General features: G+C 54.7%; 17 protein-coding genes. 11 read left to right on the top strand and 6 right to left on the bottom strand.

Features of this window, described 5'->3' with window-relative positions; translation table 11 throughout:
• Positions 1 to 159 precede the first annotated feature (159 nt).
• The 9 genes from HY913_13750 to HY913_13790 all read left to right on the top strand — a co-directional run bounded on the left by HY913_13750 (position 160) and on the right by HY913_13790 (position 4,729).
• Positions 160 to 648, top strand: coding sequence for a hypothetical protein (locus HY913_13750; GenBank protein ID MBI4964336.1), 489 nt, complete (start codon positions 160 to 162; stop codon positions 646 to 648).
• 121 nt (positions 649 to 769) lie between these two features.
• Positions 770 to 1,303, top strand: coding sequence for a DUF4416 family protein (locus HY913_13755; GenBank protein ID MBI4964337.1), 534 nt, complete (start codon positions 770 to 772; stop codon positions 1,301 to 1,303).
• A gap of 44 nt (positions 1,304 to 1,347) precedes the next feature.
• Positions 1,348 to 2,187 (top strand): YicC family protein, encoded by an 840-nt coding sequence (locus tag HY913_13760; GenBank protein MBI4964338.1) that lies wholly within the window; start codon positions 1,348 to 1,350, stop codon positions 2,185 to 2,187.
• Positions 2,188 to 2,205: 18 nt separating this feature from the next.
• Positions 2,206 to 2,451 carry a DNA-directed RNA polymerase subunit omega gene (locus HY913_13765; GenBank protein MBI4964339.1) on the top strand — a complete coding sequence of 82 codons (246 nt, stop codon included), beginning with the start codon at positions 2,206 to 2,208 and terminating at the stop codon, positions 2,449 to 2,451.
• Positions 2,448 to 3,239 (top strand): 23S rRNA (guanosine(2251)-2'-O)-methyltransferase RlmB, encoded by a 792-nt coding sequence (gene rlmB, locus HY913_13770; protein MBI4964340.1) that lies wholly within the window; start codon positions 2,448 to 2,450, stop codon positions 3,237 to 3,239. Before HY913_13765 ends, rlmB begins: the two co-directional genes overlap by 4 nt.
• Positions 3,240 to 3,255: 16 nt before the next feature.
• Positions 3,256 to 3,645 carry a hypothetical protein gene (locus HY913_13775; GenBank protein ID MBI4964341.1) on the top strand — a complete coding sequence of 130 codons (390 nt, stop codon included), beginning with the start codon at positions 3,256 to 3,258 and terminating at the stop codon, positions 3,643 to 3,645.
• Between the two features lie 183 nt (positions 3,646 to 3,828).
• Positions 3,829 to 4,185 carry a hypothetical protein gene (locus HY913_13780; GenBank protein ID MBI4964342.1) on the top strand — a complete coding sequence of 119 codons (357 nt, stop codon included), beginning with the start codon at positions 3,829 to 3,831 and terminating at the stop codon, positions 4,183 to 4,185.
• A 10-nt stretch (positions 4,186 to 4,195) separates the two neighbouring features.
• Entirely contained in the window at positions 4,196 to 4,405 is a 210-nt protein-coding gene (locus tag HY913_13785; protein MBI4964343.1) for a hypothetical protein, read from the top strand.
• Positions 4,406 to 4,510: 105 nt separating this feature from the next.
• Complete coding sequence (locus HY913_13790) at positions 4,511 to 4,729, top strand: hypothetical protein (GenBank protein MBI4964344.1); 219 nt, start codon at positions 4,511 to 4,513, stop codon at positions 4,727 to 4,729.
• A 17-nt stretch (positions 4,730 to 4,746) separates the two neighbouring features.
• On the opposite strand, the gene HY913_13795 is transcribed toward HY913_13790, so the two are convergent.
• From HY913_13795 to HY913_13815, 5 genes are all read right to left on the bottom strand, one after another.
• The gene (locus HY913_13795; protein ID MBI4964345.1) at positions 4,747 to 5,694 is read right to left on the bottom strand and encodes an LD-carboxypeptidase; all 948 of its coding nucleotides are present in this window, start codon (positions 5,692 to 5,694) and stop codon (positions 4,747 to 4,749) included.
• A gap of 297 nt (positions 5,695 to 5,991) precedes the next feature.
• Complete coding sequence (locus tag HY913_13800) at positions 5,992 to 6,297, bottom strand: hypothetical protein (protein ID MBI4964346.1); 306 nt, start codon at positions 6,295 to 6,297, stop codon at positions 5,992 to 5,994.
• Between the two features lie 59 nt (positions 6,298 to 6,356).
• On the bottom strand, positions 6,357 to 6,662 hold the full coding sequence (locus HY913_13805) for a hypothetical protein (protein MBI4964347.1): 306 nt from the start codon (positions 6,660 to 6,662) through the stop codon (positions 6,357 to 6,359).
• Positions 6,663 to 7,186: 524 nt separating this feature from the next.
• Positions 7,187 to 8,611: an NADPH-dependent glutamate synthase gene (gene gltA, locus HY913_13810; GenBank protein MBI4964348.1), complete on the bottom strand. Its 1,425-nt coding sequence runs from the start codon at positions 8,609 to 8,611 to the stop codon at positions 7,187 to 7,189.
• Positions 8,608 to 9,471 (bottom strand): sulfide/dihydroorotate dehydrogenase-like FAD/NAD-binding protein, encoded by an 864-nt coding sequence (locus HY913_13815; GenBank protein MBI4964349.1) that lies wholly within the window; start codon positions 9,469 to 9,471, stop codon positions 8,608 to 8,610. The genes gltA and HY913_13815 overlap by 4 nt, the downstream gene beginning before the upstream one ends.
• 384 nt (positions 9,472 to 9,855) lie before the next feature.
• On the opposite strand from HY913_13815, the gene HY913_13820 reads away from it, so the two are divergent.
• Complete coding sequence (locus HY913_13820; protein ID MBI4964350.1) at positions 9,856 to 10,164, top strand: hypothetical protein; 309 nt, start codon at positions 9,856 to 9,858, stop codon at positions 10,162 to 10,164.
• 213 nt (positions 10,165 to 10,377) lie between these two features.
• Positions 10,378 to 10,668 (top strand): hypothetical protein, encoded by a 291-nt coding sequence (locus HY913_13825; GenBank protein MBI4964351.1) that lies wholly within the window; start codon positions 10,378 to 10,380, stop codon positions 10,666 to 10,668.
• Between the two features lie 251 nt (positions 10,669 to 10,919).
• Here the strand turns inward: HY913_13825 and HY913_13830 are convergent, their stop codons facing one another.
• Positions 10,920 to 12,632, bottom strand: a complete 1,713-nt coding sequence (locus HY913_13830; protein MBI4964352.1) for a proline--tRNA ligase — start codon at positions 12,630 to 12,632, stop codon at positions 10,920 to 10,922.
• Positions 12,633 to 12,686: the final 54 nt, after the last annotated feature.

The following is a 12,686-nucleotide window of genomic DNA, read 5'->3' on the forward strand; positions in this document are numbered from 1 at the left end:
TTAAAATGCGCTATTTGTATAGCAACGGGAACACGCGAGAGCCTTGTCGGAATGCTGAAAATCAGCGACAAAATGCTTCATGTGCGGGTGGTGGCACCAAAGTTCGGGCGGAGAGTCTGCCTTTGTGTTCCGAATGAGCCCGTGGGTTCGGAAGAAACAATGAATGCAGCCGGCCACGTGCCCAAGTCAGTTTCCGATCCTACTCCGAGGGACGCGACTAAAGACCGGACCGAAGCTATCATGAAGTGCACACTGGCGACAACTTTCAGGATCCCACGATTGAATAGCACAAAGGTCAAAGTCGCGGGAAAGCTTCCCCGTGTATCGTTGGAGAGATTGAAGCCCGCGGCGCCTGTTGAGCGACAACCGGTTGAAGCGATCGTGGCAAGGCCTTCCCCCGAAACCGTGCAGAAGGTGGAACGCCCCTCCGAAGCTATTATCAAGGTTGTTCCAACCCCGCGAAAGAGGGAGATCAGACCTCCGAGAGCCAAGGCGGCCCCATTACAGCCCGCGCCTCCCAAGCCTCTGAAAGTTATAAGGCGCCGAAGAGAGGAAGCGCCCAAAATTTTCGAGACTTCCCCCAAATCCGTTCCCAAAGCTATGCTGGAGGGAATTGATCTTGACACGGAGACCGATGCCGACAATTAGTCCGCATGTTAACGGCACGGTGTCCGAGATCCCGCTGTTAAAGGTCGTGGTAGGCCCTGTTTTGTATCTGAACGTTCCCATTTAGTACGAGTTGTCAGGAAATTTCCCCGAAGGTCAAACCGTGAGTGTCCCAAAGATCCCCGAGCCGGCCAGGCTTGTTTTGAGCATTCTTACCCCGGACAAGGGAATCGTTGATATGGCCGCACCCGCGATTGAACAAGCGCTGGGCCCGGTGGAGGAAGAGATCGGACCAATGAACTTCGAATTCACGTCCTATTACGACAAAGAGATGGGGCTCGGAATTCGCAGATGGATTTGGGCATTTGCCGACCTGGTGGATAGAGCGGATTTGGCCGGAATCAAAAGCTTGACTAACGAAATAGAACAGTCATATACGGTTGAAGGCAAACGCAGATTTAACCTGGATCCCGGGTTGATGTCCCTGGGCAACTTCGTTCTGGCTACGGGAAAGGATAACGCCCACAGAATCTATTTGGGACAGGGGATCTTTGGGGACCTCACTTTGATTTTCCAAGGCGGAAGTTACCGTCCGCTTGAATGGACCTATCCTGACTACGCGGACAGCGAGCTTGTCCGCGTACTCAACGAACTGAGGCAAACTTACAAATGCAAGTTGGCGCAACTGGAAAAGTGAATAATTTCGTGAGAAGCATGACCGGTTTCGGCCGGGGTCGCAGCATGACCACGGAAGTAGAAATAATCACCGAAATAAGGGCTGTTAATCACCGCTTCCTCGACATATCCGTCCGTGTCCCCAAGCTCTACACAAGCTTCGAGCCGCAAATAAGGAAGATTGTTTCAGAACGGATTTCCAGGGGCAAAATAGATGTGACCGTTACGCGGACCGGCGGAAAGGGCGGCCTCATGGACGTCATGCTGGACAGTCAACTGGCTGACGGATATTATAAATGCCTCCTTGAACTCAAGGAGCGGTATGGTTTGGCCGGTGAAATCACAGTCTCGGACATGCTGACCCTCCGAGAGCTGATAGTGCCGCTTGAGAAAGAACAGGGCATAGAAGGAGAGCTGCCTCTGGCACAAGCGAGCTTGGGCGACGCACTGGATGCGCTCGACGAAATGAGAAAGACGGAAGGCCGCGCGCTCTGGAAGGATATTGCACAGAGACTCGCGTCGATCCTAGAAATGGCCGGGCTTATCGCGCCGTTGGTGGACCAGGTCACGGCGTCTGCCAAGGAAAAGTTGGCCAAGAGAGTACAGGATCTGACCGGTGGACTGGAACTTGACGAGGAGCGACTGATTCAAGAAGTAGCTCTCATGGCTGACAGGTCGGACGTAACCGAAGAACTGACCAGACTGAACAGCCATGTGAAGCAGTTTCTTGCGTGTGGCGAGGAAGGGTCTCCACTGGGAAGGAAGTTGGATTTCCTTTTGCAAGAACTTCTCAGAGAGGTCAACACCGTGGGTTCCAAATCGGCTTCCACCGACATAGCCACGTATGTGGTGAACATGAAGGCTGAACTGGAAAAAATTCGAGAACAAACCCAAAACATCGAATAGAACGAAAGACAGGGGAAAATGGCACGTGTAACAGTTGAAGATTGTTTGGAGCAGGTTGAAAATCGTTTCGCATTGGTTGTTCTGGCTTCCAAGAGGACCAAAGAACTGAAAAGAGGCGCACCTCTGATGGTCCGTGACCGCGACAACCGTGAGGTTGTAATGGCGCTCAGGGAAATCGCGTCCGGCAAGATCGGCAGCCGGTTGCCGGCACCCGAGGAGGAGAGCGACAAGTCACAGGTCGTAGTAGACAAGAAATCGAATTGAACAAGAAGAAGCTACCGCCCCATGCCCCGCCTGTTCTGTACGGGGTGCATCCGGTTCTGGAAACCATTAAGGCCGGCAAGAGGCCCCTTGAAAAGATCTATATATCCAGAGGCCCGATTATAGAGCGTGAGCTGGCCGCACTTCTGGAACCCACCGGTATCCCGATCGTTCGAATTTCGGCCACCGATATGCTCTCCATTGCGGGGTCACCACACCATCAGGGGCTGGCTGCCAGGGTGGGACCCTTCCCGTACGCCGAAATAGAGGACCTTCTCGCGCAAAAGGTTCCGGCGACAGGCGTAGTCCTCATACTTGACGAAATCCAGGACCCTGCCAATTTGGGTAGCATACTGCGGAGCGCGGAATGCCTCGGCGCGGCCGCGGTCATTCTCACGAAGGACCGTGCCTGCTCGATCACTCCCGCTGCGGAGAAGGCTGCTGCCGGCGCGTCGGCCCACATTCCGGTGGTCAGAGTTGTAAATCTGGCACGAACCATCGATCAGCTTAAGGCAGCCGGGTTCTGGGTGTATGCCGCGGATTCAAGGGCGAAGGACATGTGCTATTCCATTGATTTGACAGGACAAGTCGCCCTGGTTCTAGGGTCGGAAGGAAAGGGCATTCGCCGCCTTGTGCTCGAGAAGTGCGACAATGCAGTATTCATCCCTATGTGCGGCAAAGTGGACTCCCTCAATGTGGCGCAAACAGCAGCGATCTTGTTGGGTGAGGCGCTTCGCCAAAGGCTGGTGCGGGACCGCGGCAGCACTGTTGAGCAAGGCAATGTGACATGACGGAGATGCTCCGAGAATGAGGCTCGTGACGGAATGCCCGGGGCCGCTTCCGGTGTTTGCGGAAGAATTGCAGCTGGTTATCCGCGTAGACGAGGACGAAGCCCCCCAAACGTATGTCCCGGACGGTTCCCACAAGCCTGATCGCCACCTGCTGCTCGGCATTGTTCAGAGCATAAATATTGCCGTGGAAGAAAGAGACCCTGAAGTTGTGGAGTTCAGGGAGCCTTGCACGATCCGCCTTGAAGGCAGCGGGGACATCAAGACATTTGAAACGGGAATGATAATAGCGCGGGCCTCAGAAGGGGCCATCGGCGCCCTGGTAATAGGAGATCCCACCACCGGACGTCGCTTGGCTCGAAAGGGCCTGCGTTGGTTCACAGGGACAATCCGGTTGGACATTCCCTAGCATCCCTGAATTCTACCGGGAACCGACAGACTATCCGACTCATGATGGAACATCCTGTGGGCTCAAGCTACTCAATTATCAACCTTCGTTTAAGAAGGAGAGGTCGGGCGGCCTGCCGGACCTGGCTGAGTAAGTGAATGGTTGCCATGCAGACTTGTTTCAGGGCGGCTGGAGGTCTTTTCGATGTTTAGAAATTTGGTAGCGGGACTGATTTTGGGTATACTATCGATCCTCTGGAGTCTTCCCGCTTTTTCCATGGTCAATGCATCCGGCAGATGGTACGCCTCACACATGGGCACGGTCATGGAGGTTACCATTAATCAGAACGGCCCTGCCATAAACGGAGTGGCCCATGTGCATAACCCTTCGGGCAAGACGGACACTTATCACTTCACCGGTAACGTGCAGGGAAACAGCATCACGGCCGTACATCCGAGTGGCCATCGGTTCGCGGGAAGCATAAACGCTAACGGTCAATTGGTGGGAGTAGTGAGGACAAAGAGCGGCCATAAGATTTCGCTTGTAGCGTCCAGACGTTGAGGGATTTGCGTTGAAAGAAATCGGTGTTTCAAATCCGTGGCTGACCAAAGTGAGGACGTTCGCTTTTCTTGTGGCAATAGTGCCCCTGATGTTAGGCGTGGCCGTGCTTGTGTTGTTTTCCTTGGTCCTGGCATCTCCGCTCATGATATACGCCAGCATACGCGGGAAGCATCTGAAGGATCCGCGACGGACCGAAGATAGCCCAAACGAGGTGACCTGAGGCTACCGTTGTTGTAGGAATCACCCAAATAATCTCCGAATACGGCCTGTTCCCGCCCTCAGCCATTCTTAAACCATTTTTCACAGCGGGCTCGGAGGATCTGGTTTGATCCAAAGCAGGTTCTACAACGTGCGTGGAGCCAGGTGGGAAGCCCGTTTTTTCGCGAAAGGGGAAACATTCCCGGAATCCGACGCGAAAGCTGTCAGGCAGGGAATTTGGGCACGTCCCGTGTCATCCCGATGGGACCAAGCGCTTTTTGTGGGCCATTCATGGGCCTCTGTTCAGCTTGATCTCGATTTGCTCTACTTTCCCGAGGCCAAGTAGTTTCGATTCGCTCTGTTTCAGTCGCAGACCCGGAGAAGTGTCTTTTCGGTATCCAACTCCACCGTGCGTCCGATGGGAACGGTAAGGTTTGGGAGCCTATGCCCATGAGGGAATCCCGAGACCACGGGGACAGGGTGAGCATCCATCAGTTCCAAAAGAATGGTCTCCACCTCCTTCCCAAGGTCCTCGCCGTCGGGTCCCAAAAAATAGCCCAGAATAATCCCCTCCACAGCTTGTAGAATCCCTGCTAATTTCAATTGGGTGAGCATTCTATCCACCCGATAGGCCGCCTCGTTCACATCTTCCAGAATCAGCACCTTCCCCCGGAAGTCGGGGCAATGACGGGTGCCGACGATCGCTGTGACCAACGACAAGCAGCCTCCCACTAGCGGAGCCCTCACCTGTCCGGCCCGAAGTACCCGAATCGAATCTCCCACTCCGTCGAACAGGTTATGACCCTCAATAGGCCCGGTTAACGCTCGGACGAGCGATTCCTCGGAGATTGGATCGAGCCCCTGACCTACCTGTCCGGCTATCATCGGACCGGCCAATGTCACGAGCCCGCATTGTGAGTAAAGCGACAGATGAAGGGCCGTCACGTCGCTCATACCAACGAGGGGTTTCGGGTCTCTCATTACGGCGGTGTGGTCAAGCCGGTCCAGCAAGCGCATGAGACCGTAACCGCCTCTGGCAAAAAGAATGCCTCGCACCTCGGGGTCTCTCAGCATGCAGTTCAAGTCCTCGCTGCGCTGCTCGTCGGTGCCCGCGAGATAGCCGTTGCGCTCGTGAAGATGGCAGCCCTTAACAACGCTGAACCCCTTTTCTTCAAAGAACTTCAAGCCGTCGCTCAGCAGTTCCGCGGCCGGTGGCCCTGAGGCAGCCACCACCCCGAGCCTGTCGCCCGGCTGCAGCGGTCGAGGGATCAAAATGGATACGGGCTCCTTGGATATTCCAATCGAGTTCATTTCGCTCTTCGGGCGCATTGGTAACAAAAGGGGTTGTAGTGAGTAAGCGATTCCGTGTCAAGCCCCGCCACCGTGACGATCCGATTATCGTTCGGCCCGACCACAATTGCAGGAACCTGGGGTTGCCTCATGTGTCTAATAGAACCAAGGACGGGGCATAACAGCCATTGCAGTTTCGCAATTGGTGGAACAGATTTTAGGCTTGTCAAGGATTCCACTAGAACAATTGGCCAGCTAACTCCCCGTCCTTTCTTGCATCATCAGCTTCCGTTCCTCATTAGAATCCTCTTGAGAAATCTATCGTCGGAGAGAGATCAGAAGCCTCTTGAGTGTGGTCAAGCCTGAAAAAATCCCCGCCAACCATCCACCCACGCAGCCCGCAAGAAAGATCTGGGCCTCGGCAGCTTGATAACCCGACAACCTGTAGTGAAGCAAGGCATAAACAGCCAGGAAAGAGGCGACTGCGGCTAGAAGAAATACTCTGACGAAGTTCTTTTGGGAGATCCGGACAAAACTCCCGACCACGTAAAAGACGAGAATCAGAACGCCCGCGGACAGAGCAAAACCAAAAAAACCTGCTTTCAAAATCAGAGAGAAATCCATCGCTCGAACCTCGACCGACACCCGAGGCTATAACACACGCCGTTGTAGGTGTCTGCGATTCACTGGAGAGGTTTCGGCGCCACTTTCAAGTAATTGACCTCGTAAATGACAGCGCCCTCTTCCTTGTCCTTGTAAAGTATCAGAACGTGGTCCCCTTTCAAAGGGACCTTTGGTGGAACAAAGTGCGCTTTCCAGCGCAAAAGGAATTTCCTCGAGGGAGACTTGTCGTCGGGGCTGAGAATTAGGAAGCCCTCCCCCACTTCTAAAATCGTCCCTTGAATTCGTTGGATCGGCGCCGCAGAACTGTTGAAGGCAAGAAATAGGATGACGAAGATCAAGACCGAGAGTGTCGTTACAATACGCATGCTTGCCTATTCGACGCATAGTAGCGTTGAGGTTTATTCTACACCAATATGGCCTCGGAGATGAACCTTCTTAAGCTCAGTTTGTAAGGGAAGACGGAATTGTTCACTTTACAAAGAATGCCCCACTTCCGTGGAGATCATCACGCTGGTCACAGGATGTCCGCTCTTGCTCTCATCCCCTGGCTCCTGTAGGGGCGACCGGTGGTCGCCCTAATGCGGGCGCACGCCATGCGCCCCTACAGGATCAGGAGATGCAGGTCCGGACGGTGACAGGCTAAGCAGTCTCTTCTTTGCCAAGCGCATGATTCCGAGGGAAGAAATCCCCGCATCGCCTTCTAATCCATTCCTGACATGCCGGGCGACAAGCAAATCACCTGATTTCATCATATTATCGCAAGAAACATCCTCAAAGGTTAGCGGACATTATTTTCGACACTTGCCGTAAACGAACGCAGCGATGAGAAACCAAAAACAGCCCGGGTTCCACGTAGGACTCCCGGGCTGTCGCCTGCGCACATAGGGTGTTAAATCCCGAAGGTTTGCAGCATGGATAGGGCTGATTTGCGACCAGCCCCCATAGCGAGAATTACCGTGGCAGCACCGGTGACTATGTCTCCTCCGGCCCAAACGCGATCTTTCGAGGTCTTTCCCGTCTCAAGATCGGCCACAATGTTTCCCCACTTGTTGGTTTCAAGATTCTTTGTAGTAGAGGGGACAAGAGGGTTCGCCGCGTTCCCGATCGCAACGATGACCGTGTCGCATTCTATGTCGAAGTAAGCCCCCGCTACCGGTACAGGCCTACGTCTACCCGAATCATCCGGCTCACCAAGCTCCATTTTCTGGCATTTCACGCCGACAGCCCAGCCGGTTTCCTTCCCGAGAATCTCCTGCGGCGCGGTCAGAAGCTGGAACTTTACCCCTTCCTCGATCGCGTGATGAACCTCTTCCGACCTCGCGGGCAGTTCGTCCATAGTGCGGCGATAGACGATGGTGACCTCTTCAGCACCGAGCCTCAGAGCCGTTCTTGCCGAGTCCATAGCCACGTTTCCGCCACCGAACACGACCACCCTTCGGCCTTTCGCCACCGGCGTATCCCATTCGGGAAACATGTACGCTTTCATGAGGTTGGAACGGGTGAGATACTCGTTGGCCGAGTACACTCCGTTCAGGTTTTCTCCCGGTATTCTCAGGAACAGAGGCGCTCCCGCGCCGGTGCCGATAAACACGGCATCGAACTTGCGCTTTTCCAGAAGATCGTCAACCGTCTCGATGCGGCCCACGACCCAGTTGGTCTTGAACTCGACCCCCAGCTGTCTGAGTTCGTCGATTTCGGATCGAACGATCGCTTTGGGCAGACGGAACTCAGGTATCCCGTACACCAGGACTCCTCCCAACTCATGGAGGGCCTCAAACACGGTTACGGCAACACCTTTCTTGATCAATGCCCCGGCAAGTGTCAAACCGGCCGGACCGGAGCCCACTACGCCTACCTTTAGCCCTGTCGGTTTGGGAAGCTCGGGCATCTTCCCTTCAGCATGCTCCGCGGCCCAGTCCGCCACGTATCTCTCGAGGCGGCCGATCGCGCATGGTTCGCCTTTTCCCTTCTTGTTGAGCACACACTTGGACTCACACTGGCTTTCCTGGGGGCATACTCTGCCGGCGATACGCGGGAGGCTGTTCTTCTCTTTGAGTTTCCACGACGCGCCTAGCACATCACCGGCCTTTACCATGGAGATAAAATCAGGTATGTCCACTTCAACCGGGCACCCGGCCATGCAATAGGGCTTCTTGCACTTTAGGCAACGGCTGGATTCGAGCAGGGCCAGATCGTTGTCGTATCCCAAAGCCACTTCATAGAAGTTGTGAGCCCTCTCCAGAGGGTCCTGCTCACGCATCTTCTGCCGAGGAATCTTCGGCTTGGCTGGTTTTGGTTGTTCTTGTTCGGTCATGATGTGCCTCCCGGAATCTCGCATTCACACCCTCGAGGTGTCTCACGGAATTTGTTTAATGCGATCAGCTCCGGGCCTTTGTACATGGCCAATCTCTTCATGAGCAGATCGAAATCCACTTCAAAGCCGTCAAACTCGGGTCCGTCAACGCATCCAAACATAGTCTTGCCGCCAACCTCCACTCGGCAAGCTCCGCACATCCCGGTCCCATCGACCATGATCGGGTTAAGACTCACGACAGTGGGGATATTGGCCGCCTTGGTGACCTTCACCACGGCCCTCATCATGGGGACCGGTCCGATGGCCGCGCAAAGGTCGATCTTTGTCCCCTTGTCGATAAGGCCCTGTAATACCTGGGTTACAAAACCGTGAATGCCAAAGGACCCATCGTCGGTGGCGATGAGGGTCTCGTCACTGACCTTTTTCATGTCGTCCGTCATGATGAGAAGTCCCTCTGTTCGCGCGCCGAGGATGGTGATGACATGGTTGCCCGCGTCGTGCATGCCCTTGGTGATCGGATACAGAGGCGCTACCCCGATTCCGCCGCCGACACCTACCACTGTTCCGAACTTCTCAATGTGAGTAGGCTTGCCCAGCGGTCCGCACAGGTCTTGCAGTTTGTCTCCGGGACACATGGTTCCCATATAGTAGGTCGTGACGCCCACTTCCTGCCACACGAGCGTTATGGTGCCTTTTTCCGCGTCCTTATCCGCTACGGTCAGAGGAATTCTTTCTCCATTCTCCTGGGTCCTCAAGATGATGAACTGGCCCGGCTTGTGAGCACGGGCGATGTCCGGAGCAGAAATGACGGCCCGATTGACTCCTGGGCCGATCCGCTCTTTTGCAAGAATCTCGAACATTTACCGAACCTCCTCGGATGTTGACCACACTATTTTTTCTATGGGAGCTTCAGTCGGTTGGGTCTGAGACTGTTTAGGAAGCCGCCAAAAGAGTAAGATTACCACACCGCAGGACTGGCGTTCAACAAAATTTTCCCGGACGGATACTCCCTCAGTTACACGGGTGAACTGTTGAATCCGTACCATTGCGAGGAGTGAAATCCCGCGTTCCGCGGGAAAGCAATCTCTGCCTTCAAACCCTGAGATTGCTTCGCTACGCTCGCAATGACAATCTTTCCCGCGCGTAAGTGAATGGTTACGCGCCACAGGCATTTGGCATTGAACCGGGAGTGAATACAAGGTATCCTTACACAACGAGTGCTTACCCATCCCAGGAGACCGTCCATGAGAATACCCCTGATGCTCGTGATCGGGCTGATGATTTTGATACAAGTGATGTTCGGAGTGGCTTGTGCCGATCCTGTCAAATGGTCCGCTCCCATGAACCACTATCCGAGTCAGTGGTCGCCCACGGCGGCTCCTCCCAGTTATCCCTATGCTGCTTATGGTTATGGCCCGTACGGAGCCTATCCGGGGTACGGGTACGGCCCGTACGGTGGATACGGAGGGTATTACCAGGGCCAATATCCTGGGACCCAACAGGGCGGCTTCTCCGGGAACCCTTACCAACAACAATATTACTACGGTCAGTAACAAGAGTAATCGTTTCATCGCGGGTTTGGCGACAATCACCCAAAACATGGTCCCGGGGAGTTCGCAAGATCGCTGCGCAGATTATTCCCCCAATTTCCTCTCTGTTTCCTGCAACCACTGTGGGCTCGAATCCTTTCCTGCCGATTGGCATCGTAATACATGAAAGATAACGGGCGTCCCTCATCCTGGATTGGGGAAGTCGAGGAAGATCACATGGATGCGAATGTAATCATAGGCGGGACAATATTAGTGATGGCCATTGTGGGCGCAGCGTTCGTGGTTAGCATAATTGCAGCTACCGCCTGGTCGTTGACCCACAAGAGCAGTCCCGAAATCTCGAGGCACGGATCTGAGGCCCTTCCCGGTGAATTGTCCACCGAGCAAGGCGGGCTGAAAGCCGGCCAATGTTATTGGGATTGCATGAATGGGTTCCACTGGGCCGCGGACTGGGAAAATCAGTGTGCCTCGGCTTGCGGCATGGCTGAAAAGCCTGGGGTGGCCTGATCGCTCCCGCCTTAATTGCTGAGTGTGAATGTTCTCTGTTGCAAGATACGGGAAACACGGGTGGAGGTGTTTGAATTACGGGTGGTCCACTCTGCCGGCATTCTCAAGTATCTACTTGCGATGGGGTCTCCATCACGGGTTGGCACTTGTAGGGCGGGCGGTGCCGGCAGGTGGGATTCGCAAGACGGCGGCCATAGCCCGCCCTGGCGTGACTCATCGCTTGGTTTATAGCTTTTTGCCGAGGCCCTGAACTAGGCCGCCCAGTCTTCCAGCGCCTTTTTGAGTGCATCGACTATCCCGGAGATCTCAACCAGTTCCACGTTTTTGGTTTTTCTGCTCCTAAGTTCCACCATTCCCTGGGCAAGAGCTTTCTTCCCTATGGTTACTCGAAAAGGAATCCCGATGAGGTCCGCGTCTTTGAATTTCACCCCGGGTCGCTCGTCCCTGTCGTCCAGCAGGGTGTCGATTCCCGCGGCCCACAGAGCGCTATAGACCTGCTCCGCAGCCTGGTCTATCTCATCATTCTTGGCGCCCACGGGGGTCACGATGGCTGTGAAAGGCGCTAGAGGCGGTGGAAAGATGATCCCGTCTTCGTCGTGGTTTTGCTCTATGGCAGCTGCGACCGTCCTGCTGACCCCTATCCCGTAGCATCCCATTATCATGGGCCGTTCCTGGCCGTCCGCATCCAGAAATCTGGCATTCATGGCCTCTGAATATTTTACTCCCAGCTTAAACACGTGGCCGACTTCTATTCCTTTGCTGAGACCGAGTATCCCGTCACACCGAGGACACTTGTCCCCTTCAACCACGGCTCGGAAATCGCCATAGTGGTCCACTTTGAACGCGGTTTGCGGATTCACGCCGACCAGATGGGTGTCCTTTTCGTTTGCACCCACTACAGCGGACGAGATCCCCCGAATCGCATGGTCGGCTAGAATAGTGACCCGATCCAATCCCACCGGACCGGAAAATCCCAGGGGGCCACCTGTCACCTCTTCGATGACGCGTTCGTCGGCAAGTTCCACTTCCGCGGCCTTGAGAAAGTTCTTGGCCTTCACGATGTTCAGATCGTGGTCTCCCCGAATCAGGACCGCGATCGTCCCCTGGTCCGTGCTGAGGATCAGCGTTTTGACGAGTTGCTGCGGGCTGACATTCAAGAACTGGGAAACCTGTTCAATAGTGCTCATTCCCGGCGTCGAAACCTTTTCCGGGGCCGTCTCGACTCCCGGCTTCGCAGGTTCGGCCGGCCTTGTCTCAGCTTTCTCCATGTTCGCCGCGTAGTCGCAGGAATCGCACGACGCTATGGTGTCCTCGCCCGTATTCGCCAGGACCATGAATTCGTGGGAAAAGCTGCCTCCGATCGGTCCGGAATCCGCTTCCACGGCCCTGAATTTGAGGCCGCAGCGAGCAAAGACCTTTGAATAGGCGTCCCACATTATGCGGTAGGCCTCTTCAGCCGCTTCTTCGGTGGCGTCAAAGGAATAACCGTCCTTCATGGTGAATTCCCTGCCCCTCATCAGGCCGAAGCGGGGGCGTATCTCGTCACGGAACTTGGTCTGTATTTGATACAAGTTCAGAGGCAGGTCGCGGTATGAGCGGACATCGCGGCGTACAAGGTCGGTGATAACTTCTTCGTGCGTGGGTCCCAGACAACATTCTCGGTCATGCCGGTCTTTGAAGCGGAGCAATTCGCTACCATAAAGGTCCCAACGGCCGGATTCTTTCCACAGCTCGGAGGGTTGAACCATAGGCAGAAAGACCTCCTGCGCACCCGCTGCATCCATTTCTTCCCGGACGATTTGTTCCATTTTGCGCAAAGAGCGGCATCCAAGCGGTAGATAAGAATAAATCCCTGCGGTAAGTTTTCTTATCATTCCGGCTCTTAGCATCAGCCTGTGGCTGACTACTTCCGCGTCAGCCGGGTCTTCCTTAAGCGTCGGAATTAGCAGCCTAGACATTCTCATGCGCGATTCCCTTCCCTTTCACTAAATTGTGCCTTGAGCGTTCCTTCCACGATT

Source organism: Desulfomonile tiedjei (assembly GCA_016212925.1).
GTDB lineage: Bacteria > Desulfobacterota > Desulfomonilia > Desulfomonilales > Desulfomonilaceae > JACRDF01.

Excerpts from the sequence above, each read along its gene's own strand:
- HY913_13795 (MBI4964345.1), bottom strand. The coding sequence starts at position 5,694 with ATGAACTCGATTGGAATATCCAAGGAGCCCGTATCCATTTTGATCCCT.
- HY913_13830 (MBI4964352.1), bottom strand. The coding sequence starts at position 12,632 with ATGAGAATGTCTAGGCTGCTAATTCCGACGCTTAAGGAAGACCCGGCT.
- HY913_13800 (MBI4964346.1), bottom strand. The coding sequence starts at position 6,297 with ATGGATTTCTCTCTGATTTTGAAAGCAGGTTTTTTTGGTTTTGCTCTG.
- HY913_13825 (MBI4964351.1), top strand. The coding sequence starts at position 10,378 with ATGGATGCGAATGTAATCATAGGCGGGACAATATTAGTGATGGCCATT.
- HY913_13775 (MBI4964341.1), top strand. The coding sequence starts at position 3,256 with ATGAGGCTCGTGACGGAATGCCCGGGGCCGCTTCCGGTGTTTGCGGAA.
- HY913_13765 (MBI4964339.1), top strand. The coding sequence starts at position 2,206 with ATGGCACGTGTAACAGTTGAAGATTGTTTGGAGCAGGTTGAAAATCGT.
- gltA (MBI4964348.1), bottom strand. The coding sequence starts at position 8,611 with ATGACCGAACAAGAACAACCAAAACCAGCCAAGCCGAAGATTCCTCGG.
- HY913_13805 (MBI4964347.1), bottom strand. The coding sequence starts at position 6,662 with ATGCGTATTGTAACGACACTCTCGGTCTTGATCTTCGTCATCCTATTT.
- HY913_13750 (MBI4964336.1), top strand. The coding sequence starts at position 160 with ATGAATGCAGCCGGCCACGTGCCCAAGTCAGTTTCCGATCCTACTCCG.
- HY913_13780 (MBI4964342.1), top strand. The coding sequence starts at position 3,829 with ATGTTTAGAAATTTGGTAGCGGGACTGATTTTGGGTATACTATCGATC.
- HY913_13760 (MBI4964338.1), top strand. The coding sequence starts at position 1,348 with ATGACCACGGAAGTAGAAATAATCACCGAAATAAGGGCTGTTAATCAC.
- HY913_13815 (MBI4964349.1), bottom strand. The coding sequence starts at position 9,471 with ATGTTCGAGATTCTTGCAAAAGAGCGGATCGGCCCAGGAGTCAATCGG.
- HY913_13820 (MBI4964350.1), top strand. The coding sequence starts at position 9,856 with ATGAGAATACCCCTGATGCTCGTGATCGGGCTGATGATTTTGATACAA.